Source organism: Nitrosophilus kaiyonis (assembly GCF_027943725.1).
Taxonomy (GTDB): Bacteria; Campylobacterota; Campylobacteria; order Campylobacterales; family Nitratiruptoraceae; genus Nitrosophilus_A; species Nitrosophilus_A kaiyonis.
Genome location: NZ_AP025696.1, coordinates 668,194 through 691,796, shown reverse-complemented (window position 1 = coordinate 691,796; position 23,603 = coordinate 668,194). Strand labels below are relative to the sequence as shown.

The 23,603-nt window shown below is 29.7% G+C and carries 28 protein-coding genes and 1 tRNA gene; 18 read left to right on the top strand and 11 right to left on the bottom strand.

What is annotated here, in order from left to right; all coding sequences use genetic code 11:
* Positions 1 to 145: 145 nt before the first annotated feature.
* The 3 genes from rlmN to hisF all read right to left on the bottom strand — a co-directional run bounded on the left by rlmN (position 146) and on the right by hisF (position 2,606).
* Positions 146 to 1,216, bottom strand: coding sequence for a dual-specificity RNA methyltransferase RlmN (rlmN, locus tag QML81_RS03570; RefSeq protein WP_425596323.1), 1,071 nt, complete (start codon positions 1,214 to 1,216; stop codon positions 146 to 148).
* Between the two features lie 89 nt (positions 1,217 to 1,305).
* On the bottom strand, positions 1,306 to 1,845 hold the full coding sequence (locus tag QML81_RS03565) for a phosphorylase family protein (protein WP_281951815.1): 540 nt from the start codon (positions 1,843 to 1,845) through the stop codon (positions 1,306 to 1,308).
* A complete protein-coding gene (gene hisF, locus QML81_RS03560; RefSeq protein WP_281951814.1) occupies positions 1,842 to 2,606 on the bottom strand; it encodes an imidazole glycerol phosphate synthase subunit HisF in 765 nt (254 codons plus the stop codon). Before hisF ends, QML81_RS03565 begins: the two co-directional genes overlap by 4 nt.
* A gap of 68 nt (positions 2,607 to 2,674) precedes the next feature.
* Between hisF and QML81_RS03555 the strand changes: the two genes are divergently transcribed.
* From QML81_RS03555 to QML81_RS03525, 7 genes are all read left to right on the top strand, one after another.
* Complete coding sequence (locus tag QML81_RS03555; RefSeq protein WP_281951813.1) at positions 2,675 to 3,313, top strand: endonuclease III domain-containing protein; 639 nt, start codon at positions 2,675 to 2,677, stop codon at positions 3,311 to 3,313.
* An 84-nt stretch (positions 3,314 to 3,397) separates the two neighbouring features.
* Positions 3,398 to 4,204, top strand: coding sequence for a 16S rRNA (adenine(1518)-N(6)/adenine(1519)-N(6))-dimethyltransferase RsmA (rsmA, locus tag QML81_RS03550; RefSeq protein WP_281951812.1), 807 nt, complete (start codon positions 3,398 to 3,400; stop codon positions 4,202 to 4,204).
* Positions 4,176 to 5,984, top strand: coding sequence for a ribonuclease J (locus tag QML81_RS03545; RefSeq protein ID WP_281951811.1), 1,809 nt, complete (start codon positions 4,176 to 4,178; stop codon positions 5,982 to 5,984). The genes rsmA and QML81_RS03545 overlap by 29 nt, the downstream gene beginning before the upstream one ends.
* Positions 5,985 to 6,125: 141 nt before the next feature.
* On the top strand, positions 6,126 to 7,088 hold the full coding sequence (locus tag QML81_RS03540) for a KpsF/GutQ family sugar-phosphate isomerase (protein WP_281951810.1): 963 nt from the start codon (positions 6,126 to 6,128) through the stop codon (positions 7,086 to 7,088).
* Entirely contained in the window at positions 7,085 to 7,891 is an 807-nt protein-coding gene (locus QML81_RS03535; RefSeq protein ID WP_281951809.1) for a pseudouridine synthase, read from the top strand. The genes QML81_RS03540 and QML81_RS03535 overlap by 4 nt, the downstream gene beginning before the upstream one ends.
* A complete protein-coding gene (locus QML81_RS03530) occupies positions 7,860 to 8,252 on the top strand; it encodes a secondary thiamine-phosphate synthase enzyme YjbQ (RefSeq protein ID WP_281951808.1) in 393 nt (130 codons plus the stop codon). The genes QML81_RS03535 and QML81_RS03530 overlap by 32 nt, the downstream gene beginning before the upstream one ends.
* The gene (locus tag QML81_RS03525) at positions 8,245 to 9,429 is read left to right on the top strand and encodes a replication-associated recombination protein A (protein WP_281951807.1); all 1,185 of its coding nucleotides are present in this window, start codon (positions 8,245 to 8,247) and stop codon (positions 9,427 to 9,429) included. Before QML81_RS03530 ends, QML81_RS03525 begins: the two co-directional genes overlap by 8 nt.
* On the opposite strand, the gene QML81_RS03520 is transcribed toward QML81_RS03525, so the two are convergent.
* The 3 genes from QML81_RS03520 to dtd all read right to left on the bottom strand — a co-directional run bounded on the left by QML81_RS03520 (position 9,426) and on the right by dtd (position 11,419).
* Positions 9,426 to 9,911, bottom strand: coding sequence for a hypothetical protein (locus QML81_RS03520; RefSeq protein ID WP_281951806.1), 486 nt, complete (start codon positions 9,909 to 9,911; stop codon positions 9,426 to 9,428). The genes QML81_RS03525 and QML81_RS03520 overlap by 4 nt on opposite strands.
* Positions 9,911 to 10,576 carry a peptidoglycan editing factor PgeF gene (gene pgeF / locus QML81_RS03515; protein WP_281951805.1) on the bottom strand — a complete coding sequence of 222 codons (666 nt, stop codon included), beginning with the start codon at positions 10,574 to 10,576 and terminating at the stop codon, positions 9,911 to 9,913. The genes QML81_RS03520 and pgeF overlap by 1 nt, the downstream gene beginning before the upstream one ends.
* 399 nt (positions 10,577 to 10,975) lie before the next feature.
* Positions 10,976 to 11,419 (bottom strand): D-aminoacyl-tRNA deacylase, encoded by a 444-nt coding sequence (dtd, locus tag QML81_RS03510; RefSeq protein ID WP_281951804.1) that lies wholly within the window; start codon positions 11,417 to 11,419, stop codon positions 10,976 to 10,978.
* 71 nt (positions 11,420 to 11,490) lie between these two features.
* Here dtd and QML81_RS03505 point away from each other — a divergent pair, with 71 nt between their 5' ends.
* Complete coding sequence (locus QML81_RS03505; RefSeq protein WP_281951803.1) at positions 11,491 to 12,117, top strand: phosphoribosyltransferase; 627 nt, start codon at positions 11,491 to 11,493, stop codon at positions 12,115 to 12,117.
* Here the strand turns inward: QML81_RS03505 and QML81_RS03500 are convergent.
* The 3 genes from QML81_RS03500 to QML81_RS03490 form a co-directional block, all read right to left on the bottom strand.
* Entirely contained in the window at positions 12,100 to 12,801 is a 702-nt protein-coding gene (locus tag QML81_RS03500) for a YdcF family protein (protein ID WP_281951802.1), read from the bottom strand. The two genes, QML81_RS03505 and QML81_RS03500, sit on opposite strands and share 18 nt — an antisense overlap.
* On the bottom strand, positions 12,798 to 13,793 hold the full coding sequence (gene purM / locus QML81_RS03495) for a phosphoribosylformylglycinamidine cyclo-ligase (protein ID WP_281951801.1): 996 nt from the start codon (positions 13,791 to 13,793) through the stop codon (positions 12,798 to 12,800). The genes QML81_RS03500 and purM overlap by 4 nt, the downstream gene beginning before the upstream one ends.
* Before the next feature lie 118 nt (positions 13,794 to 13,911).
* The gene (locus tag QML81_RS03490; RefSeq protein WP_281951800.1) at positions 13,912 to 14,142 is read right to left on the bottom strand and encodes a phosphoribosylaminoimidazole synthetase; all 231 of its coding nucleotides are present in this window, start codon (positions 14,140 to 14,142) and stop codon (positions 13,912 to 13,914) included.
* A gap of 119 nt (positions 14,143 to 14,261) precedes the next feature.
* Between QML81_RS03490 and speE the strand changes: the two genes are divergently transcribed.
* The 4 genes from speE to QML81_RS03470 are packed head-to-tail and all read left to right on the top strand — an operon-like array spanning position 14,262 to position 17,216.
* Entirely contained in the window at positions 14,262 to 15,101 is an 840-nt protein-coding gene (gene speE / locus QML81_RS03485; RefSeq protein ID WP_281951799.1) for a polyamine aminopropyltransferase, read from the top strand.
* Positions 15,102 to 15,128: 27 nt separating this feature from the next.
* Positions 15,129 to 15,773 (top strand): dephospho-CoA kinase, encoded by a 645-nt coding sequence (coaE, locus tag QML81_RS03480; RefSeq protein WP_281951798.1) that lies wholly within the window; start codon positions 15,129 to 15,131, stop codon positions 15,771 to 15,773.
* Positions 15,754 to 16,503 carry a diaminopimelate epimerase gene (gene dapF, locus QML81_RS03475; RefSeq protein ID WP_281951797.1) on the top strand — a complete coding sequence of 250 codons (750 nt, stop codon included), beginning with the start codon at positions 15,754 to 15,756 and terminating at the stop codon, positions 16,501 to 16,503. The genes coaE and dapF overlap by 20 nt, the downstream gene beginning before the upstream one ends.
* Positions 16,500 to 17,216, top strand: a complete 717-nt coding sequence (locus tag QML81_RS03470) for a glucosaminidase domain-containing protein (RefSeq protein ID WP_281951796.1) — start codon at positions 16,500 to 16,502, stop codon at positions 17,214 to 17,216. The genes dapF and QML81_RS03470 overlap by 4 nt, the downstream gene beginning before the upstream one ends.
* A 63-nt stretch (positions 17,217 to 17,279) precedes the next feature.
* Here the strand turns inward: QML81_RS03470 and prfA are convergent, their stop codons facing one another.
* Together prfA and rpsT are read right to left on the bottom strand one after the other, a co-directional pair.
* A complete protein-coding gene (gene prfA, locus QML81_RS03465; RefSeq protein ID WP_281951795.1) occupies positions 17,280 to 18,347 on the bottom strand; it encodes a peptide chain release factor 1 in 1,068 nt (355 codons plus the stop codon).
* A gap of 18 nt (positions 18,348 to 18,365) precedes the next feature.
* The gene (gene rpsT / locus QML81_RS03460) at positions 18,366 to 18,638 is read right to left on the bottom strand and encodes a 30S ribosomal protein S20 (protein WP_281951794.1); all 273 of its coding nucleotides are present in this window, start codon (positions 18,636 to 18,638) and stop codon (positions 18,366 to 18,368) included.
* A 100-nt stretch (positions 18,639 to 18,738) separates the two neighbouring features.
* On the opposite strand from rpsT, the gene glmM reads away from it, so the two are divergent.
* From glmM to rpmI, 6 genes are all read left to right on the top strand, one after another.
* Positions 18,739 to 20,079, top strand: a complete 1,341-nt coding sequence (gene glmM, locus QML81_RS03455) for a phosphoglucosamine mutase (RefSeq protein WP_281951793.1) — start codon at positions 18,739 to 18,741, stop codon at positions 20,077 to 20,079.
* Positions 20,076 to 20,516: a signal peptidase II gene (gene lspA / locus QML81_RS03450; RefSeq protein ID WP_281951792.1), complete on the top strand. Its 441-nt coding sequence runs from the start codon at positions 20,076 to 20,078 to the stop codon at positions 20,514 to 20,516. The genes glmM and lspA overlap by 4 nt, the downstream gene beginning before the upstream one ends.
* A gap of 141 nt (positions 20,517 to 20,657) precedes the next feature.
* A tRNA-Val gene (locus tag QML81_RS03445) sits at positions 20,658 to 20,732 on the top strand.
* A 123-nt stretch (positions 20,733 to 20,855) separates the two neighbouring features.
* Entirely contained in the window at positions 20,856 to 22,688 is a 1,833-nt protein-coding gene (gene thrS / locus QML81_RS03440) for a threonine--tRNA ligase (protein ID WP_281951791.1), read from the top strand.
* Positions 22,685 to 23,218, top strand: a complete 534-nt coding sequence (gene infC / locus QML81_RS03435) for a translation initiation factor IF-3 (RefSeq protein WP_281951790.1) — start codon at positions 22,685 to 22,687, stop codon at positions 23,216 to 23,218. Before thrS ends, infC begins: the two co-directional genes overlap by 4 nt.
* A 188-nt stretch (positions 23,219 to 23,406) precedes the next feature.
* On the top strand, positions 23,407 to 23,601 hold the full coding sequence (gene rpmI / locus QML81_RS03430; RefSeq protein ID WP_281951789.1) for a 50S ribosomal protein L35: 195 nt from the start codon (positions 23,407 to 23,409) through the stop codon (positions 23,599 to 23,601).
* Positions 23,602 to 23,603 lie beyond the last annotated feature (2 nt).

The following is a 23,603-nucleotide window of genomic DNA, read 5'->3' as shown; positions in this document are numbered from 1 at the left end:
TAATCTAATGGTGTCATTCTTTTTCATCCTCGCCCTCTAAAGTAATCTTTACAAATGCTACAACCATAAAAATGATAGAAATTATTAAAACAAGTGCCATTATTAACTCATAATTTTTAAAAGGAATTTCCATATCTCAACCTTTTTAAGATTGTAAATTTTTCTCTTTTAATTGTCCACATGCAGCACTAATATCCAAACCTTTAGACTCTCTTATTGTACATAAAACTCCATGATCTAATAGATATTTTTGAAAATTTTTAACTTTTTCAATTTCAGGTCTTTTATATGGAGATCCTGGATATGGATTAAAAAGTATTAAATTTACTTTTGACTTTATACCATTCAAAAGTTTAACAAGTTTTTTTGCAGATTTTATATCATCATTTAAATCTTTTATGATTAAATATTCAAACATTACTCTTTTTCTTTGGTCAATAGGAAACTCTTTAACAGCTTTAATTACTGTCTCAATATTATATGCCTTATTTATTGGCATAAGCTCTTCTCTAAGCTTATCATCTACAGCATGTAAAGATATTGCAAGAAGTACACCAAGATTCATATCTCCTAATTTTTTTATTTTTGGTGCAAGACCACTAGTTGAAATAGTTTGACGTCTTGGTCCAATACTTAGTCCATTTTCATCTGAAAATATTCTAATAGCTTTAGACACATTGTCTAAATTATCAAGTGGCTCACCCATTCCCATATATACAATATTTACTCTTCTATTTGCTTCAATATTTTTGTCTACTTTAATAGCTAAAACTTGTCCAACAATTTCACCAGGAGTCAAATCTCTTGAAAAACCACCTTTTGCAGTTAGACAAAATGAACAGCCAACTTTACAACCTACTTGTGATGAAACACATATAGTATATCTTGCATGTTGAAGAAGTTTTCCATTTTCATCATACTCTTCTTTTTTCATAGGCAAAAGCACTGCCTCTACTGTATGTAGATCTTTTAATGAAAAAAGATATTTTATACTTCCATCTTTACTTGTCTCTTTATTTACTATTTTTGGAATATCGATTGAAAAACTATTTTTTAAATCCTCTCTTAAATTTTTTGGAAGATTACTCATCTTCTCAAAATCAAAAATATATTTTTGATAAATCCAATTAAATATCTGTTTTACTCTAAATTTCGGTGTAATCTCTTTTTCTAACTCTTCTTTTGTAAAATCAAGAATATTTTTTTTCAAGGAAATCCTTTTTGTTGTAATTGGTAATTAGTTATTGGTTATTGGTATATTAGAAACATTATTTTTCCAATAACTAATAACCAATATACCAATTACTAATCTTTAATGCCAAACTTTTCTCTCACATACTCTTCTAAAATTCTCATAGCTTTTTTTTGATTGTTTATAAAATTTTTATGGGCATCTTTATCACAATAATTTGTAACAGCAAATATTCCACCTGCTGGTATTTCATACTCTTTTGCAACTGATAAAACAGAAAAAAATTCCATATTTTCAACACCAATTCCATTTTTTAGAAAAAAATCGTTATATTTACTGTTTGTTGTTATATAATTTGATGAATTAACTAATGTTTCATGTGAAACATTTAATCCTTCACTTACTATTACATTATCTATTGGTGTATATGAATTTTTATCTATAAATGATAATTCAATCTGACTAGCTCCCCTACTTTCTATAATATCAAATATATTATATTTTCCATAACTTCCAGCAGTTCCAATAAAGAGTAAAAATTCAGGTTTATCAAATAAAGCAAGTCTTGTTAAATTTATACTACTTTCAATTAATCCAACGCCTATCGGATGGGCAATTGAAAAATATTCATTTTTTCCTGCACATATAATCATAATCTTACCGGAATTCCATTTTTTTGAAGATAGTGCTTTAACTCCATTATATCAATTTCTCTATAGTGGAATATACTTGCAGCAAGAGCGGCATCTGCTTCTCCTATTGTAAAAACATCTTTTATATGTTCCATCGTTCCTGCACCACCACTTGCAATTACCGGAATATCAACAGCCTCACTTATTTTTCTTGTAAGTTCTAAATCATATCCGCTTTTAGTACCATCCTTATCCATAGAGGTTAAAAGTATTTCACCTGCTCCTCTATCATAAACCTCTTTTGCCCATAAAATAGCATCTTTACCTGTGTCTATTCTCCCTCCAGCAATAAATACATTCCAACTATCACCTACTCTTTTTGCATCAATTGCAACTACAATACATTGACTGCCAAATCTTTTTGCACCTTCATTTATAAATTCTGGTCTTTTTACAGCAGCTGAATTGATACTAACTTTATCACAACCCACATTTAAAAGTTTATATATATCTTCTAAATCTCTTATACCTCCTCCCACAGTCAATGGTATAAAAACCTCTTTTGCAACCTCTTCAACTATATGAACTATAGTTTCTCTGTTTTCATGAGTGGCAGTAATATCCAAAAATGTTATCTCGTCTGCCCCCTCTTCATTATATCTTTTTGCAACTTCCACTGGATCACCAGCATCTTTTAACCCTACAAAATTAACACCTTTTACAACTCTTCCATCTTTTACATCTAAACATGGTATTATTCTTTTTGCAAAAAAATCTTTCATAAAATCCTCTTAAATTTTTTTATAATTATACTATCTTTTAAGTGAAATTTAATAAATAGGAAAAAATAATGGATAAAAAAGAGCTTAAAAAAGTTATTAAGATATTAAAAAATGAGTATAAGAATTGGGATGCACCTGCAAAAAGATTATCTAAAGGATATGAATATAAAAGAACACCATATACTATTTTAATTTCTACTCTACTAAGTTTTAGAACAAAAGATGAAGTAACAGTTAAAGCAGCAAATAGACTATTTAAAGTAGCAGATAATCCAAAAGATATGATAAAGTTATCAAAAGAAAAAATAGCAAAACTTATATATCCAGTTGGATTTTATAATCAAAAAGCAAAATCTATTTTAGATGTTACAAAAATATTGATTGAAAAATATAATTCAAAAGTGCCAGATAGTTTAAAAGAGTTAACATCTATTAAAGGCGTTGGTCCAAAAACTGCAAAAATTGTATTGGAAAATGCATATAATAAGCCATATATTGCTGTTGATACACATGTTCATAGACTATTAAACCTTTGGAAAATTGTAGAGACTAAAACACCTCAAGAAACAGATAAACTAATAGAAGATATTTTTGAAGACAGTGAAAAAATTGGTCTTAATAAAGTTTTAGTATCTTTTGGACAAACAATATGCAAACCACAAAAGCCAAAATGTGAAATTTGTCCAATTAGAAATTATTGTAAATAAAATTTGACATTTTTCTAAAAAATGATAATATTGCGACAAAAATAATATATATCTAAGAATATATTTAGTAATATGGAAGGTCAATTGAAAATTCAAGCAAAAAAGAGATTTGGACAAAATTTTTTAAAAGATGAAACTATCTTAGAAAAAATCATCCAATCGATGCCCAAAAATGACAATGTTATAGTAGAGATTGGGCCTGGATTAGGTGATTTGACAAAAAGGCTTATCACAAAGAAGGATGTGATAGCTTTTGAGATAGATAAAGATCTTTGTAACATCCTAAAAAAAGATTTTGAAAAAGCGATAAAAGAAAAAAAGCTTATTCTAAAATGTGGGGATGTACAAGATCATTGGAAGAATAGTTTAGTAGATAGACCATATGATTTGATAGCTAACCTGCCTTATTATGTAGCTACCAATATAGTATTAAATGCTTTAAGAGATAAAAATTGCAAAAATATATTGGTAATGCTTCAAAAGGAGGTTGCTCAAAAATTTAGTGCAGAAAGCAAAGAAAAGGATTTTTCATCACTTTCTGTTTTGGCTCAAACAGCAGGAGTTGTAAAAAAGCTTTTTGATATTAAGCCTGAAGCATTTGAGCCTGCACCAAAAGTCATGTCATCTATACTTTTAATTAATAAAAAAAAGAGTTTAGATGACAAAAATTTTGAAAATTTTTTAAAAATTGCTTTTAGTGCACCAAGAAAAACTTTATTGAAAAATCTAAGCAGTAAATATTCTAAAGATAATTTAAAAAAAGTTTTTGAACAACTAAACATTCTTCCAAATATTAGACCTCATCAAGCTACCACATCCATCTATCATCAGTTATATGAAATTTTAGAAAAAAGGAAGGTAGATGGAAGAAAAGAGACCACAAAACTCTAAATCTTATCAAAAATCAAAAAAACCACTTGGTTGGTATAGAGATATAAAAAAAGCTATTGAAGCAAATGAAAAAATTCAAAAACAAAGACTAAATCCAGATGCAAGAATAAATCTTCAATCAAAAGCAAAAGTCAAAATAACTCCTCTTGGCGGTCTTGGAGAGATTGGTGGAAATATAACAGTTATAGAGACACAAAATAGTGCAATAGTAATAGATGTGGGCATGAGCTTTCCAACTGAAGATATGCATGGAGTAGATATTTTAGTTCCAGACTTTACATATTTGAGGCAGATAAAAGACAAAATTGATGGAATTTTAATCACACATGCTCACGAAGACCACATTGGTGCAGTTCCTTATCTTTTTAAAGAGATGCAATTTCCTATATATGGAACTCCTTTGCCTCTTGGAATGATAGGAAATAAATTTGATGAACACAATCTAAGAAGTTACAAAAGCTATTTTAGATTTGTAGAGAAAAGAAAACCTATAAAAATTGGCGATTTTGAAGTTGAGTGGATACATATGACCCACTCTATTATAGATGCTTCTTCATTAGCAATTACATGTGATGCTGGTACAATTTTTCACACTGGTGATTTTAAAATTGATCATACTCCAATTGATGGATATCCAGCTGATCTTAATAGAATAGCCTATTATGGAGAAAAAGGTGTTTTGGCTCTTTTAAGTGACTCTACAAACTCTCACAATCCTGGAATTACTAAATCAGAGGCAAGTGTTGGACCAACATTTGATCTTCTTTTTTCAAAAGCAAAAGGTAGAGTCATAATGAGCACATTTTCATCAAATATTCATAGAGTTTACCAAGCAATTGATCATGGCCTTAAATATAATAGAAAAGTATGTGTTATTGGCCGTTCGATGGAGAGAAACCTTGAAACGGCAATGCAGCTTGGATATATAAAACTTCCTCAATCAATTTTTATTGAGGCTCATGAATTAAATAGATATAGTGATAATGAGATTTTAATCGTAACAACAGGAAGCCAAGGCGAAACAATGAGCGCTTTATATAGAATGGCTTCAAATGAACATAGACATGTAAAAATAAAACCATCAGATACAATCATCATTTCAGCAAAAGCAATCCCTGGAAATGAAAGAAGTGTGTCAAGTGTTATAAATTTACTACAAAAATGTGGAGCAACTGTAGCATATCAAGATTTTAGCGAAATCCATGTATCAGGACATGCCGCTCAAGAGGAGCAAAAATTGATGTTAAGGCTTACAAAACCAAAATTTTTCCTACCTGTTCATGGTGAATACAATCATTTAATGAAGCATAAAGAGACAGCTATAAAATGTGGAATTCCTGAAAAAAATATCTATCTTATGAGCGATGGGGACCAGATAGAGTTAACTCCAAAATATATCAAAAAAGTAAAAACTGTAAGGACAGGAAAAGCATATATCGATAATCAATTAAATGAAGAGATAGAAAGCGATGTAGTAATCGATAGACAAAAAATGGCAACTGAAGGTATAGTAATGGTTGTAGCACAAATTTCTGCTGCTGATAAAAAACTGATAGATAAACCTAAAGTATCAAGCTTTGGTTTAGTTGCAGATAAATATGATAAACAGTTTGCACAAGAGATTGAAGATGTTATTACTCACTTTTTAGACAATATGAAATCAGAATTGGTCAATGCACCAAAAAGATTGGAAAATGAATTAAGGCAAGCTATTAGAAAACATATATTTAGAAAATATAAAAAATATCCAACAATTGTACCTACTGTATTTGTAATGTAGTAATGGTGAGTTAGAGCTAAGATTTAAGAACTAAGAGTTAAGTGAGTAGGCAATGAAGTGATAGTTTGTAGGTATAAACTTAATACTTAACTCTTAGCGCTTAGCACTAAATCCTAATGTCAAATGACAAAAAGGAAAATTATGGATTTTGTAAAAATTGCAAAAGATGTTTTAGATATTGAAGCAAAAGCTTTAATAGATTCAAAAAATAGAATTTCTGAAAATATAAACAAAGCTGTTGAAACAATTTATAATATTAAAGGCAAACTTATCATAACAGGCGTTGGAAAAAGCGGCCTTGTAGGCGCAAAAATAGCTGCTACATTTGCATCTACTGGAACTCCAAGTTTTTTTATACATCCAACTGAAGCTCTTCATGGAGATCTTGGTATGATAGGAAAATCAGACGCAGTATTAGCTATAAGTTATTCTGGTGAGAGCGAAGAGCTTATAAAAATACTTCCTCATATTAAAAGATTTGATATACCACTTATTGCAATGAGTGGTTATAAAGATTCAACACTTGGAAAATATTCAGATGTATTTATATCTATCAAAGTAGAAAAAGAGGCATGTCCATTGCAAGCTGCTCCTACAGCTTCCACAACCCTAACTATGGCTCTTGGGGATGCACTAGCTGTATGTTTAATGAAAAAAAGAGATTTTAAAAAAGAGGATTTTGCATCATTTCATCCAGGAGGCTCTCTTGGTAAAAGACTATTTATTAAAGTTAAAGATCTAATGAGAAATAAAAATTTACCAATTATTGATGAAGAAACTTCATTAAAAGATGCTATTGTAGTAATGAGCGAAGGAAAACTTGGAAATGTACTAATTACAGATAAATCTGGGAAATTAAAAGCAGTTCTTAGTGATGGCGATTTAAGAAGAGCCTTAATGAAAAAGGATTTTTCTTTGGATAAAAAAGCGATAGAGTTTGCAAATAAAAATCCTAAAAAATGTACAAATAAAAATCTACTTGCTAGCGATGCACTAAAAATGATAGAAGATTATAAAATTCAGATGTTGGTTATAGTTGATGAAAATGATAAAATATTAGGAACATTACATATTCACGATTTAGTTGAAGCAGGAATTAAATGAGATTAAATAAATATATTTCACACAATACAACGTATTCAAGAAGAGAGGCTGATAAGCTTATACAAGAGGGATTTGTAAAAGTTAATAATAAAGTTGTAAAAGAGCCTTATTATGATGTTAAAAAGGAAGACAAAGTTTTTATTAAAGGAAAGCCTGTAAAAGAGAAAAAGCTTTTTACCGTTATTGTATATAATAAACCAAAAGGAGAGCTTGTTACAAAAAAAGATGAAAGAGGGAGAAAAACTATTTATGACTCACTGCCTGCAAAATTTAAACATTTTATTCCAGTAGGAAGACTCGATTTTGCAACAGAAGGACTACTTTTATTAACAGATTCTCCAAAAGTTGCGCAAGCTTTAATGGAAAGTAATTTAGAAAGAATTTATAAGGTAAAAATAAAAGGCTCTATAACAAAGGCTATGGAAGAAGCGATGAAAGAAGGCCTTGAGCTTGAAGATGCAACAAAAGGGGCTCATGAAAAAACTGAAATAAAATCTATGAAATTTGCACCATTTTATGCATATCAGATAATTAAAAATGACCCAAAATATTCAAAACTAAAAATTGCTCTAATTGAGGGAAAAAATAGAGAAATTAGAAGATTTTTTGCCCATTTTAATAGAGAAGTACTAGATTTAAAGAGATTAGAATTTGGTGGAATTGCTTTAAATGCATTGCCAGTTGGAAAAACTAGATATCTTACAAAAAAAGAGTATGAAGATTTGAAAGAGTTTTTAAAAGAGTTTGAAAAGTCTAAAAGAAAGGAAAAATATGCAAAAACTAACAATTCAAACAAATCATAAATCTGAGATGATAGATATAACTGATATTGTAAAAGAAGCAGTTATAAAATCTGGTATAACAAATGGTATTTGTAATGTTTTTACACCACATACAACAACTGGAATTATTCTTTTTGAAAATGTTGACCCTAATCTTCAAAGAGACTATTTAGGACATCTTCATAAATTAGTTCCATCTGATGGAAATTATGCTCATGGGAAAAATGCTCATGCCCATATAAAATCTGGCATAGTTGGAAGCTCCGTTACGATTCCGGTTGAAGATGCCAAACCTCTGTTTGGAGATTGGCAAGGAGTTTTTTATTGTGAGTTTGATGGACCAAGAGAAAGAAAAATATATATCAAAGTAATTAATGGATAATTTTGCTAATAGATTAAGACCTAAAAAACTTGAAGAGTTTGTAGGACAAAATCACCTTATATCAAAAAATGCTCCTTTTTATAAACTTATTATTTCAAAGAAACTCCCCCATACTTTTTTCTGGGGACCACCAGGAACTGGAAAAACAACTTTAGCAAGAATAATAGCCTCATATCTTGGAAGAGATTTTTATTTTTTGGATGCCACAAGTTTAAAAGTTGACGATATTAGAAAAATTGTATCAAAATATAAAAACTCTTTGACAAAACCACTCATATTTATAGATGAAGTTCATAGACTCTCAAAAACACAGCAAGAAGTGCTTTTGCCTATCATGGAAAAAAATGAAGCTTTGATTTTAGGAGCAAGCACAGAAAATCCATATTTTTCATTAACAGCTGCTATCAGAAGCAGAAGCTTTTTATTTGAATTTAAACCATTAAGCGATAAAGACTTAGAAAAAATATTAAAAAAGGCTCAAGAGATATACAAATTTGAAATTGATAATGATGCGAAAGAGTATCTTATTAGAAGTTCTAACCATGATGCAAGAAGTATGTTAAATCTTCTTGAAGCTGCTTTTAATATAACAAAAAAGATTGATTTACAAACTCTTTTAGCTCTTAAGCCAAAGTCTACTCTTTTGGGAATAAGCTCAAAAGAGGAGCATTATAACTTAATAAGCGCATTTATCAAAAGTATAAGAGGTAGTGATATAGATGCTTCTATATACTATCTTGCAAGATTAGTAAGTGAAGCTGAGCCTCCTGAATTTATAGCAAGAAGGCTTGTTATATTAGCAAGTGAAGATATAGGAAATGCAAATCCAAATGCACTAAATATTGCAGTAAATACTCTTGAAGCTGTCAAAAATATAGGTTATCCTGAAGCCAAAATAATTCTTTCTCAATGTGTTATATATCTTGCATCTTCTCCTAAATCAAATAGTGCATATTTAGCAATAAAAAAAGCAATTAAATCAGTTGAAAATGGTGAAATTCTTCCAATTCCTACCTATTTAAAATCACCTTCTCCTAAAGGGTATTTCTATCCACACGATTTTGGAGGATATGTAAAACAGAAATATTTAACAAAAGATTTAAAATTTTATGAATCAAAAAATATTGGATTTGAAAAAACTTTAAATGAATGGCTTGAAAAAATTAAAAAATCTTAAACTTTAGTCCATCCATGAAGTTTTTTAGCTATAAAAACAGCTTTATTATCATTTATTGGAGTAAAATTTATAGCAACAAAATTACACTTTTCTAAAAGATCTCTTATCTCATCTTTTTTTTCTATATTTACTGGAAGAACAATATTTGCCGCATTTTTCATAATTCTATAAATTTTTCTCAAAAACATCTCAAGATTTTTTATTCTTTCAATATCAAGATTTACAAATATAGTATCATAAACTTTTGATCTTAAATTATATCTCTCTTTCTCTTCAGTAATATTTCTTATGTTTATATTTGAGGATTTTAAATTCTTTATTTTCTCATAAATATCTTCATTAAAAGTAACTATTTCAAGTTCAAAATCTTCTTCCATTGCAAATTTTGCCAATTTTTTAGCATAATCACTATTATCTACAAATTGAAAAACTCTAACTCCGGGCAATTTTGGAACTATTTCAAAAAAATCCTCTATTTTCATCACTTCCTCCAAATTACTCCAACAAATCTGCCAGTAATTTTTTCTCTTCTATAAGAGAAATATTTTTTATTGCAACATGTACAATCATTAAATAATTTAATATTCTCAACTCCTACACTTTTTAACTGGTCTATATTCATTGAAACTATATCTAAAAATTTTTTGTTTTTTATATATTTTTCACTAAAACTTTTTTTAGCAATATCTAAAATCTCTTCTCCAACTTCATAACAGCATGACCTAATTGATGGCCCAATTATTGCTTTTATATTTTTTGCACCCATTTTTTTCATCTTCAACACACACTTTTTTGAAATTTCTAAAAATGTTCCATTTCTTCCAGCATGCACTGCAGCAATTAAAGAGTCTGAATATAAAAGCAAAGGAATACAATCTGCTACCATAACAGCAAGAGCAACATCTTTTTTATCACATATAATTCCATCACAATTATATATTTTGTCTAAATCATTTACAACTTCAACTTTGTCACTATGCAACTGATTCATAAATACAATTTTTGAAACTTTTATTTTATTTTTTAAAATCTCTCTATTTTTTTCAACATTTTCTCTTTTATCACCAACATGAAAAGCAAGATTAAAACTTTTATAATTTTCCTCACTTACTCCGCCAAATCTATCAGTAAAAATATAGTTTATCAAAAGTTATCCTTTATATTTAGACATTAGACATTAGTCATTAGACATTAGTCATTAGTCATTAAGTCATTGGTCATTAGGAATTGGGAATTGGCCGCTTCCCCACTTCTCCGCTTCACCCCTCACCATCTTACCCCTTACCACCTTAGCACCTTACCACCTCACTTACCTCACTTACCCTACTCACCTAAATTTAACCGCAAACTTGTTTCGCTTTGCTCAACTTCGTTTGCTTCAAGGTAAACCAGCTGTTCATATGCTCAGACACGAAATTCCTTGAATTTCGGCTTCGCATATGAACAGCTTTCTCTCAGGCATAAAAGGCATGCAGTTGCTTTCTTAAGCCTTCGGTCTGTCCTCGCTCACTTCAACCTTCTCCCTTCATCCTTCAACCTAAAACCACTACAGCTTTTTTGAATCAACAATAAAAGTTACAGGTCCATCATTTATAATCTCTACTTCCATCATTGCTCCAAAAATACCCTTTTTTACAGTAACCTCTTTTGAAAGTTCATCACAAAATTTTTCATATAACTCTTCTGCTCTATTTGGTTCCATTGCATTTTCAAAACTTGGTCTTCTTCCTTTTTTAACATTTCCAGCAAGAGTAAATTGAGATATTACTAAAATTTCACCATTTATATCTTTTATACTAAGATTCATTTTCCCTTCATTATCACTAAAAATCCTTAAATTTACAATTTTTTTCACAAGTTTTTCTATATCTATTTGGCTATCATCTTTAAAAACTCCCAGCAAAATATTGATACCCTGCCCTATTTTATTAACTACTCTTTCATCAACTTTCACACTGCTTTTTTTAACTTTTTGAAGTAAAGCAATCATTTTACCCCTTGACAAATTTTTTAATTTGGAATATATTATATCTAAGTTTAGTTTAAGTTTAAGGAGTTGGTATGATTTTTAGAGATAGATTTGAAGCAGCTGAGCTTTTAAGTGAAAAATTAAAAGATAAGATAGATGAAGATAGTGTAGTGATAGCTTTACCACGAGGAGGCGTTCCTATAGCCTCAGTTATAGCTAAAAAATTTAATATTCCTATGGATATATATTTTGTAAAAAAAATACCAAGTCCTTATAATCCAGAAGCAGCAATTGGTGCAGTTAGTGAAGATGGCATAAAATTTGTAGATGAAAGAGCAAAAATTATGTTAAATGTTGCTGATCAATATATTGATGAAATGGTAGAAAAGAAAAAAAATGAGATGAAAGAAAAAAGAGATATCTATAAAAAAGAGAAAATTGATATAAAAGGAAAAACTGCAATTATTGTAGATGATGGAATAGCTACAGGTGCAAGTATGTTAGTTGCAGCAAAATCTCTAAAAGAGATGGGCGCAAAAAAAGTAATAATTGCAGCTCCAGTTGCTCCTCCAGAAGTTGTAGCTAAATTAAAAGAGGTTGCAGATGATGTAATATTTGTTCAAACACCACCAGATTTTATGGCTGTTGGCCAATTTTATCAAGATTTTCATCAATTAGATGATGAAGAAGTAATAGAGCTATTAAAAGATGCCTCTTAAATAGAGGCTTAACAGTCCAAAATATTCATGTAAAGCTATATAGCTGTTATATAAATTTTCCATTTTAGGAAAAAATGAGAATTTATCAAACTCTTTTTTTGTTAAAAAATCAGTTTTTACAGGGATTATTTTAAATCCAAAATAGCTAAATATTTTATATACCCTTGGCATATGATATGCTGATGTAACTAAGAAAATCTCTCTATTTTTTAAAATTTTAGAGCAAAATTTTCCATTTTGAAAACTGTTTTTACTTTTTCTTTCGTATATAATTTTTTCATCAAATCCAAAATTTTTTCTTATAAAATCTATACTCTTTTTTGCATATTTATACTCAAAACCTGAATAGATTAAAGGCAATTTATTGCTTTTTGCAATTGCCAGCCCTTTCAATAACCGCTTTGTTGCACCAAAAGAAGTTGGGATATCTCCTCTTGTATATCCTCCTCCAAGAACAACAACATATTTTGGTTTAATTTTTGTTTCTTTATAAGAACTATTTTCTAAAGGTTTTAATAAAAATGATGAGCCATAATCAGTAGAAATTATCCATAAAATAGTAGCAAAAATTGATAATATCTTTTTAAATCTTTTACAATAAATAGCTGCGGCATAAAAAGCCGCAATAATTATCCCAGGAGGTAGAAAAATATAAGTAAAAAGTTTAGAAATATAATAGATCATTCTATAATATCAACGCCTTTTTCACCTTCTACTAACTCTCCTAAAATATATCCGCCACTTAATCTCATAACATCTTTGACATTTTCTTCATCAACTATCAATATCATTCCAACACCCATATTGAAAGTTCTAAACATCTCCTCTTCATCAACATATTTTGAAATAAAATCAAAAATCTCTAAAGGCTCAATATGATTTTTTCTCACAACCGCTCTTACATTTTCAGGCAATACCCTTGGCAGGTTTTCTACAATTCCACCACCTGTAATATGAGCTAAAGCTTTTATTTTATCTTTTACTTTTTTATAAGTTTTTACATATATTTTTGTCGGCTCTAATAATACTTCTACCAATGGTTTTCCATTAAAATCGCTATGTAAATGCCACTTTAATTCATCAAAAAAGAGTCTTCTAACAAGTGAATAACCATTTGAATGTATTCCACTTGATTTTAAAGCTATTAATACATCTCCTGGTTTTATATCTCTCTCTTTTTGAAGCTCTTCTTTTTCAGCGATTCCAACAGCAAAACCAGCCAAATCAAAATCTTCATTGCTATACATTCCTGGCATTTCTGCCGTTTCTCCCCCAATCAATGCACATTCAGCCTCAAGACACCCTTTTGCTATTCCTTTAATAACATCCTTAGCAGCATCAACATCCAATTTTCCAGTAGCATAATAATCTAAGAAAAATATTGGATCTGCGAATGAGCAGATAAGGTCATTTACACACATTGCCACAAGATCAATTCCAACGCTGTCATATATTTTTGATTCAATTGCCAATTTTAGCTTTGTTCCAACACCATCAGTAGCACCAAAAAGGACAGGATTTTTATAATTAGTTGGGATTTCAAAACCTCCAGCAAATCCACCTAAAGATGTTAAAACATTTTTATTGAAAGTCTCTTTTACAAAAGGTTTTATCTCTTCAACAAGCTTAGCTCCAGCATCAATATCAACACCACTCTCTTTATAATTGATTTTCATCTGTTTCCTTTTTACAAATTTGGATATTGAACAAGGGTAATTGGTTATTAGTGTAATGGTATATTAGATATTTAATTTTTTACTAATAAGCAATAACTAATAACCAATATACCAATTACTACTCTTTACTCTTCTTCTCCCAATCACATTTTCCAAAAATTTTATTAAAAAACCAAAGACTTGGACAAAAATTTGTAAAAGCAAATATTAAAAGCATAATAATTATAAAAGTTTGTAAAACTACTGCAATTTGAAACATAGTCTGGTCAGTTCTGCCCATTGCAAAAAGATACATTATAAATCCAAGCATTATAGCCATTAAAATTCTTTGAGCTTTATCCCCACACATTTTATCTCCTTATAATCTCTATATTTTAAAATAAATTATATCATTTAAGGACTTAACTTTTTGTTTATTTAAAAATCTTTTGATAAAATCAGACAAAATTTATCTAAAATGGAGATAACATGTGGTTTGAAGAGATACATAACGATTTTTTTAAACAAGGAATCAAAGTTAAAGAAAAAATTGCCCAAACAAAAAGCAAATATCAAAATATCGAGGTATATGATAGTGAAGAGTTTGGAAAAGTTTTAGTTATTGATGGTCATGGGATGCTTTGTGAAAAAGATGAGTTTATCTATCATGAGATGATGGTTCATGTTGCAATCTGCACCCATAAAGATCCAAAAAATGTACTTATTATAGGTGGAGGCGATGGTGGAGTTGCAAAAGAGGTTTTAAGACATAAAGATATAAAAGTTGATATGGTTGAAATTGATGAAGAGGTTGTTAATATTAGCAAAAAATATTTTCCAAATATTGGAGATTGGGACAATCCAAGATTAAATCTTATAATAGCTGATGGTATAGAGTTTGTAAGAGATGCAAAAGATAAAAGCTATGATATTGTTTTAGTTGATTCAACAGATCCAGAAGGTCCAGCTAAGGGACTTTTTAATAAAACTTTTTATGCCCATGTAAATAGAATATTAAAAGATGATGGATTGGTTGTAGCCCAAGGTGAGAGCTGGTGGATAGATATGCCTTTGCATAAAGAGATAATGAAAGTTATTGGCGAGTTTTTTAAGATTGTTATGCCTTATAGATTTGAGATGTATATGTATCCAGGATGCAATTGGAACTTTATAATGGGAAGTAAATTTTATCATCCAACAGCAGATATGATTTTACAAAGAGCAGATTTAATAGATGGACTTAAATATTACAACTCAGATATTCACAAAGCAAGTTTTGTTTTACCAAATTATGTAAAAAAAGAGTTGGGTGAGCTTTATAAATGGTAAAATTTTAAAAATATTTTAGGATAAGATATGATTAGCTCATCAGAAAAAAGCTCTACCAATTCAACTAATATAAAACCATTTGAACATGCTATTGCTTTAACTGGTGGCATAGCCACCGGCAAAAGCACAGTTTGTAACATACTTAAACTATATGGTTTTTCCATTATTGATGCAGATAAAATAGCTCATGAAGTTTTAGAAGAACAAAAAGATAAAATAGAAGAGATTTTTGGAAAAAAATATATAAAGAATGGAAAAGTTGATAGAAAAGCTCTTGGCAAATTGATTTTTTCAGATAAAGAGGCTAAAAAAGAGCTTGAAAAACTCCTTCATCCACTGATTAGAAAAAAAATTGAAGAAGAATCTATAAAATTAGAAAAACACAAAGTGCCATATATTGTAGACATTCCTCTTTTTTTTGAAACAAAAAATTATCCTATAAAGAAAGTTGTTTTAGTATATGCTCCAAAGGATATTCAGCTTCAAAGACTTATAAATAGAGAAGGATTAAGCAAAGAAGAAGCTATAAAAAGAATAGATTCACAAATGGATATAGAGGAGAAAAAAGAGAAAACTACTTATTTGATAGATAATTCAAAAGATTTAAAACATCTTCAAAAAGAGGTAGATAAATTTGTTGAAAAGGTAAAAAATGAATTTAGCCAAATATAGCGCAAGTGGAAACGATTTTATAATATTTCACACATTTAAAGAGATTGATAGAAGTGATTTAGCCAAAAAACTATGTGATAGATACAGTGGAATTGGAGCTGATGGCTTAATAGTTTTACTTCCGTTTGAAGGAGTAGATTTCAAATGGCAGTTTTATAATGCAGATGGAAGTGAAGCTGCAATGTGTGGAAATGGAAGTAGAGCAGCTGCACATTATGCAAAAAATTATGGATTGGCAGACAGTAAAATGAGTTTTTTAACTGGAGCTGGGGTCATAAATGCAACTGTTGAAGAAGATATTGTAGAGAGTGAATTAACCGAGGCTTTCATAAAAGATAAAAATATAAAAGAGTTTGGGAAAGATTGGTGGCTTATAGATACAGGGGTGCCTCACTTAGTTACATTTGTAGATAATTTAGATGAATTTGATAAGCTTAAAGCAAAAGAGCTAAGACAAATTTATAATGCAAATGTAAACTTTGCCAAGGTGGAAAATGGTATAATATATATAAGAACATATGAACGTGGTGTTGAAGATGAAACTTTAGCCTGTGGAACTGGAATGGCTGCTGCTTTTTATAGAGCTTTTAAAGAAGGCTTAGTTGATAATAAAGCAAAAGTATATCCAAAAAGTAAAGAAGAACTCATTTTAAGTTATAAAAACAGCTCTTTATATCTAAAAGGAAGAGTTAAAAAAATATTTGAAACATTTATAGAGGAGGTTTATTGAAAAAAGTTGTATTAGGTATAGGAGGAATAATATTAGCTACTTCAATATATGCTGCAAAATTACAATCTATTCCTGCATGGTATTATAAAATTAAAAATATATCAAAGCAAAAAGAGGCATTTTTTAAAATACTTAAACCTCTTGTAAAAGAAGAGAATGCAAAAATAGAAAAAGAGAGAAAATTTGTAATAGAATTTTTTAATGACTATTATAAAAATCCTTTTATTAAAAAAGACAGATTAAACAATCTCATTAAACTTGCAAAAAAATATAGAATCAAAAATATATACAACAAAAAAGAGTACTTGATTAAAATAGATACAATTCCAGATTCTCTTGTACTTGCTCAAGCAGCTCTTGAGAGTGGCTGGGGGAAAAGTAGATTTGCAAGAGAAGCAAACAATCTTTTTGGAGAGTGGACATTTGGTAAAAATGGACTTATTCCTCAAAATAGAGAAGAAGGAAAAAATCATAAAATAAGAGTTTTTAAAACTATCTCTGACTCTATTGCTTCATACATGTTAAATCTAAATAGACACAGAGCCTACAAAGAATTTAGAATGGCAAGATATCTATCAAGAAAAAAAGGTGTCAAATTTAGTGGTTTAAAAGCTGCTATGATGATGCAAAGATATTCACAAATTGGAAAAAGATATAATAAACTAGTATCTTCTATAATCAAAAAAAATAGATTACATTTACATGATAGTTAAGTAGTTAAGTGGATGAGTTGTTGAGTTGTATAATTAATATGCCTCTAACAACTTAGCACTTATTTATAATCCTGCTTCTTCCATTTTTTGAGCTTGATAATGAGCAATAAGAGGCTCTATAATTTGATCAAAATCTCCATTTTGCATAATTTCATCAAGTTTATATAAAGTAAGCCCTATTCTATGATCAGTTATTCTATTTTGAGGATAATTGTATGTTCTAATTCTTTCACTTCTATCCCCACTTCCTACCTGCTCTTTTCTATCTTTTGCCAAAGCTTCCTGTTGCTCTCTCATCTTTTTTTCATAAATTCTAGCTTTAAGAATCTTAAGAGCTTTCTCTTTATTTTTATGCTGGCTTTTTTCATCCTGCATCGCAACAACAATACCTGTAGGAATATGGGTAATTCTAACTGCACTATCAGTGGTATTAACAGACTGTCCTCCACATCCACTAGAGCGATAAACATCAATTTTTAAATCATTAGGATTTATTTCTACATCTACATCATCAACTTCAGGCATAATAGCTACAGTTACAGCAGAAGTATGTATTCTTCCTTGTGATTCAGTTGCTGGAACTCTTTGTACTCTATGAGTACCTGCTTCATATTTTAATCGGCTATAAACCCCCTGCCCTTTTATTTTTGCAATAATCTCTTTATAACCACCACTATCGCTCTCATTTGAACTTACTATCTCTACTTTCCACCCTTTTGAATCAGCGTATCTAACATAAGCTTTGAAAAGATCAGCTGCAAACAGAGCAGCCTCTTCTCCACCTGTACCTGCTCTAATTTCAAGATAGATATCTTTTTCATCATTAGGATCTTTAGGAATTAAAAGAACTTTTATCTCATTTTCAAGCTTCTCTTTCAAAGGCTCTAACTCTTTTATCTCCTCTTTTGCAAGCTCCCCTAACTCCTCATCTTCAAGCAGTTCTTTGTTCTCTTCAATAGCTTCAATTACTTTAAAATACTCTTTTGCTTTTTCCACTATTGGTTCAATATCAGACTGTTCTTTAGAAAGTTCAGTCATTTTTTTAATATCGTGAGTGATTTCAGGAGAGCTTAAAAGATTATTTATCTCTTCATATCTTTCAATAAATGGTTTTAACTTCTCTTTTAGCATGGGCAGGTCTACAGAAGCTTATGCAGCTTCTGTCATAGAGTTTACAAGTTTATGAAGGCGTGATACTTTTCTTGCAGCTGTATTTTTTTTCAATACACCTTTACTAACATATTTATGAAATTCTTTATTTGCAACTTTTAGTGCTTCCAATGCTTTTTCTTTATCACCAGCAGCTACAGCTTCTCTCACAGCTTTTGAGATATTTTTAATTCTTGTTCTGTAAAATCTGTTTCTTGCAGTTCTTTTAGCTGTTTGGCGAATTCTTTTTAAAGCGGATTTATGATGTGCCATATTTTTTAATCCTTTTTAATTTATTTTAGGCTAGAATAATACCCCAAGTTTATTTAAAAAAAGTTTAAATTAATCATTTTTTAAGAATAAGGAATTTAATATGAAGCTTTTTGGAACTGATGGCGTAAGAGGGGAGGCTGGCAAATTTTTAACAGCTGAACTTGTAATGAACCTTGCTATGAGTGCTGGAATATATTTTAGAAAAAATTCTGTTACAAATAAAATACTCGTTGGAAAAGATACAAGAAGAAGCGGATATATGATAGAAAATGCCATAGTTAGTGGATTAACAGCTGTTGGATATAATGTTATACAAATTGGACCAATGCCAACTCCTGCAATAGCTTTTTTAACAGAAGATATGAGATGTGATGCAGGAATTATGATAAGCGCTAGTCATAACCCTTATTATGATAATGGAATAAAATTTTTCAACCATTTTGGAGATAAGCTTCAAGAGAATGATGAGAAAAAAATTGAAGAGATATTTTTTAATAAAGAGTTAATTCAAGAAAATCAAAAAACAAAAAAAGAGATAGGATCATCAAAAAGAATAGATGATGTAATAGGAAGATATATAGTACATATAAAAAACTCTTTTCCTAAAGATCTAACTCTTAGTGGCTTAAGAATCGTTGTTGATACTGCAAATGGAGCTGCATATAAAGTTGCCCCAACAATTTTTAATGAATTAGGCGCTGAAACAATAGTTATAAACAATCAACCAAATGGATTTAATATCAATCATAAATGTGGAGCAATACATCCTGAAGATTTAGCAAATGTAGTAAAAAAATATAGAGCCGATATTGGTTTTGCTCTTGATGGAGATGCTGACAGACTAGTAGTAGTTGATGAAAAAGGAGAAATTGTTGATGGAGATAAACTTCTTGGAGCACTTGCGCTATATTTAAAAAATGAAAAAAAGCTTAAAAATAGTGCAATAGTAGCAACAGTTATGAGCAATAAAGCACTTGAAGATTTTTTAAATAAACATGGAATAAAACTTTATAGAAGTAAAGTAGGGGACAAATATGTCCTTGAAGAGATAAAAAAATATAATCTTAATTTTGGTGGAGAAAATAGCGGACATATTATATTAACAGATTTTGGAAAAACTGGAGATGGTTTAGTTAGTGCATTGCAAACTTTGGCATTAATGTTAAAAACGAATAAAAAAGCAAGTGAAGTATTAAACCCTTTTGAGCTATATCCCCAACTACTAAAAAACATAAATGTTAAAGAAAAAATTCCTTTAGAAAATATTGAAGGCTATCAAAAAAAAATAAAAGATATTGAAAAAAAGGGAATAAGAACTTTGATAAGATATTCTGGGACCGAAAATAAATTAAGAGTATTGCTTGAAGGAAAGGATCAAAAAGTTATCGAAAAAGAGATGGATGAACTTTTAGATTTTTTGAGGAAAAAATTAGATAGATGATAAAAAACTATTTTGTATTTTTTCTTGCCGCATTAGGGATATTTTTAATAGATAAAAGTATAAAAGAGCTTTTTATAAATGGCCTTTTTTATGATACAAAATGTATTACTTTTGGCTTTACATTAAACAAAGGAGTCGCTTTTTCTCTTTTGTCTTTTTTAAATGGATATCTTAAATGGATTTTGTTTGCTTTAATATTATCAGCTTTTATATATGTAAATATAAATAGATTGATATTTAAAATACCTTTTGTATTAGGTATTTTATTTGGGGCTGCCATTGGAAATCTTTATGATAGATTTATTTATGGTGGAGTAGTTGATTATGTATATTGGCACTGCGGATTTGATTTTGCAGTATTTAACTTTGCTGATGTTATGATTGATTTATCAATTGCATGGCTATTCTATTTACATTTTATACAAAAAAAAATATAATTTTAGTCAAGAAAAATTAAATTAGTTAAAATGGTTGAGTGGTTAAGTGGTTAAAAAAGAACGAGTTAAAGATGAATTAACAACTCAACTACTTAACTATTTTAACCAATTTAAACATTCTATCCAATTTAACGAAAAAATGGTCGCGTAGCTCAGGGGTAGAGCACTACGTTGACATCGTAGTGGTCAGAGGTTCAAATCCTCTCGCGACCACCATATGGAAAAAAATCGATAACTGCTTATCGATTTTTTTGCTAACACACTTTAAAGCTTTTTTTGTTTATGCAAAACATTGCGATTGCATAGAAAAAAGCGGTTAAAAATAATTAAAGGAGCTTTTTGGAACCGATTGCTATAAAAAAAGATAATGAAATAATAGATTTGCAAACTGCAAAAGAAAAAAATATAGATATTGAATCTGCTAAAAAAATATATCCAGAAAACACTCCAGAAGCTTTAGAGGTTATTAGACATTCAACTGCTCATTTAATGGCTCAAGCAATTAAAGAGTTATATCCTGATGCAAAATTTTTTGTTGGACCTGTTGTAAAAGATGGATTTTATTATGATTTTAGGGTAAAAGAAAAAATTGGTGAAGAGGACCTAAAAAAAATTGAAAAAAAGATGCAAGAGATTGCAAAAAGAAAACTTGATATTCAAAGATATGAAATTCCTAAAAGTAAAGCTATAGAAAAATTTAAAGATGATGATTTAAAACAGGAAGTTTTAAAAAATATCCCAAGTGACACTGTATCTATTTACAAACAGGGAGATTTTGAAGATTTATGTAGAGGGCCTCATGTACCAAACACAAAATTTTTAAAGCATTTTAAATTATTAAGAGTAGCTGGCGCATATCTTGGCGGTGATGAAACAAAAGAGATGCTAACTAGAATATACGGAACAGCATTTGCAGATAAAAAGTCTCTCAAAGATTATTTAACAATGCTTGAAGAGGCTAAAAAAAGAGATCATAGAAAACTTGGAACAGAATTAGAGCTTTTTATGTTTAGCGATGAGGTAGGTGCAGGTCTACCTATATGGCTTCCAAAAGGAGCAAGGCTTAGAAGTAAACTTGAGAGCTTACTTTTTAAAGCGCATAGAAAAAGAGGATATGAACCAGTAAGGGGTCCAGAAATTTTAAAAAGCGAACTTTGGAAAAAGAGTGGCCATTATCAAAATTATAAAGAAAATATGTATTTCACTGAAATTTGCGACGAGAAAGAGGATTGTGTTGAGTATGGTATAAAACCTATGAACTGTGTTGGCCATATAATGATTTATAAATCAAAAAAGAGAAGTTATCGTGAACTTCCTATAAAATATTTTGAATATGGCGTTGTTCATAGACACGAAAAAAGTGGCGTATTACACGGGCTTTTTCGTGTAAGAGAGTTTACTCAAGATGATGCACATATTTTTTGTATGCCAAGCCAGATAAAAGATAATGTTATAGAGGTACTTGGTTTTGTTGATGAGATAATGAAAACATTTGACTTTAAATATGAGATGGAAATCTCAACAAAGCCAAAAAAAGCTATAGGTAGTGATGAGATTTGGGAAAAAGCTACAAATGCCTTAAAAGAAGCCCTTGATGAGAATGGCCATAAATATGAGATAGATGAGGGTGGGGGAGCATTTTATGGACCAAAGATAGATATTAAAATTACTGATGCTATCGGTAGAAAATGGCAGTGTGGAACAATTCAAGTAGATTTTAATTTGCCTGAAAGATTTGAGCTTGGATATATAAATGACAAAAATGAAGAAGAGCGCCCAGTGATGATACATAGAGCAATTTTAGGCTCTTTTGAAAGATTTATAGGTATAATGATAGAACATTTTGCTGGGGAGTTTCCATTTTTTATTGCTCCAACTCAAATTATTATCATTCCAATTGCTCAAAATCATATAGATTATGCAAAAGAATTAAATGAAAAACTTGTTGAGATGGGTATAGATACAGAAATTTTTGATAAAAATGAGAGTTTAAATAAAAGAATAAGAACAGCTGAAAAACAAAAAGTTCCTATGATAGTTGTTATTGGGGATAAAGAAGTTGAAGAAAAATTAGTTGCTATAAGGGATAGAAGAGAAAGAATTCAGTATAATATTAGTGAAAATGAATTTTTTGAAAAAATAAAGGAGAAATTAAGTGAGGTACGCTTTTGAGTAAGAAAAAGGATCAAGTGCTCTTAAATGAAGATATAAGAGCTGAAAAGGTTAGGTGTATAGGTGAAGATGGTACTCAGTATGGAATTATTTCAAGAGATGAAGCTCTTGATTTAGCTGAAGAGAAAGGTTTGGATTTAGTTCTTATTGCACCGAATGCCAACCCTCCTGTGTGTAAAATAATGGATTTTGGTAAATTTAAATATCAGCAGGAGAAAAAGAAAAAAGAGGCAAAGAAAAAACAGGCAAAAATTGAGGTAAAAGAGATAAAATTATCTGTAAAAATAGCCCAAAATGATATTGATTATAAAGTAAAACATGCAAGGGAATTTTTAGAAAAAGGAAAACATGTAAGATTTAGAGTTTTCCTAAGAGGCCGTGAAATGGCAAATCCAGAAGCTGGTGTTGAAGTATTGGAAAAAATTATCCCTCTTATTGAAGATATAGGCACTGTTGAAAAGAAGCCACATATTGAGGGAAGATATGTAAATATGATGGTTGTACCAAAAAAAGAGGAAAAGAAAAAATAGTCATTAGTCATTAGTTATTGGTAATTGGTAATTGGTAATTAGTCATTGGGAATTAGTTGCTTTGCTCTTCATAGATTTTTCCAATAACTAATAACCAATATACCAATATCCAATTACTACACTTTTTTAATCTCTCTTTTAAATTCTTTCGATATAATTGCTGTCTTAAATTCTGTAAAGGAGAAAAGATGCCAAAGATGAAAACACATCGCGGTGCTGCCAAGAGATTTAAAAAAACTAAAAACAAAATCAAAAGAGGTAGCGCTTTTAGAAGTCACATTTTGACTAAAAAATCGCCAAAAACAAAAAGAAGCTTAAGATCACCTCACTATGTAAGTAAGGTTGATGAAGAAAACATTAGAGAGTTAATCGCAACATATTAAGC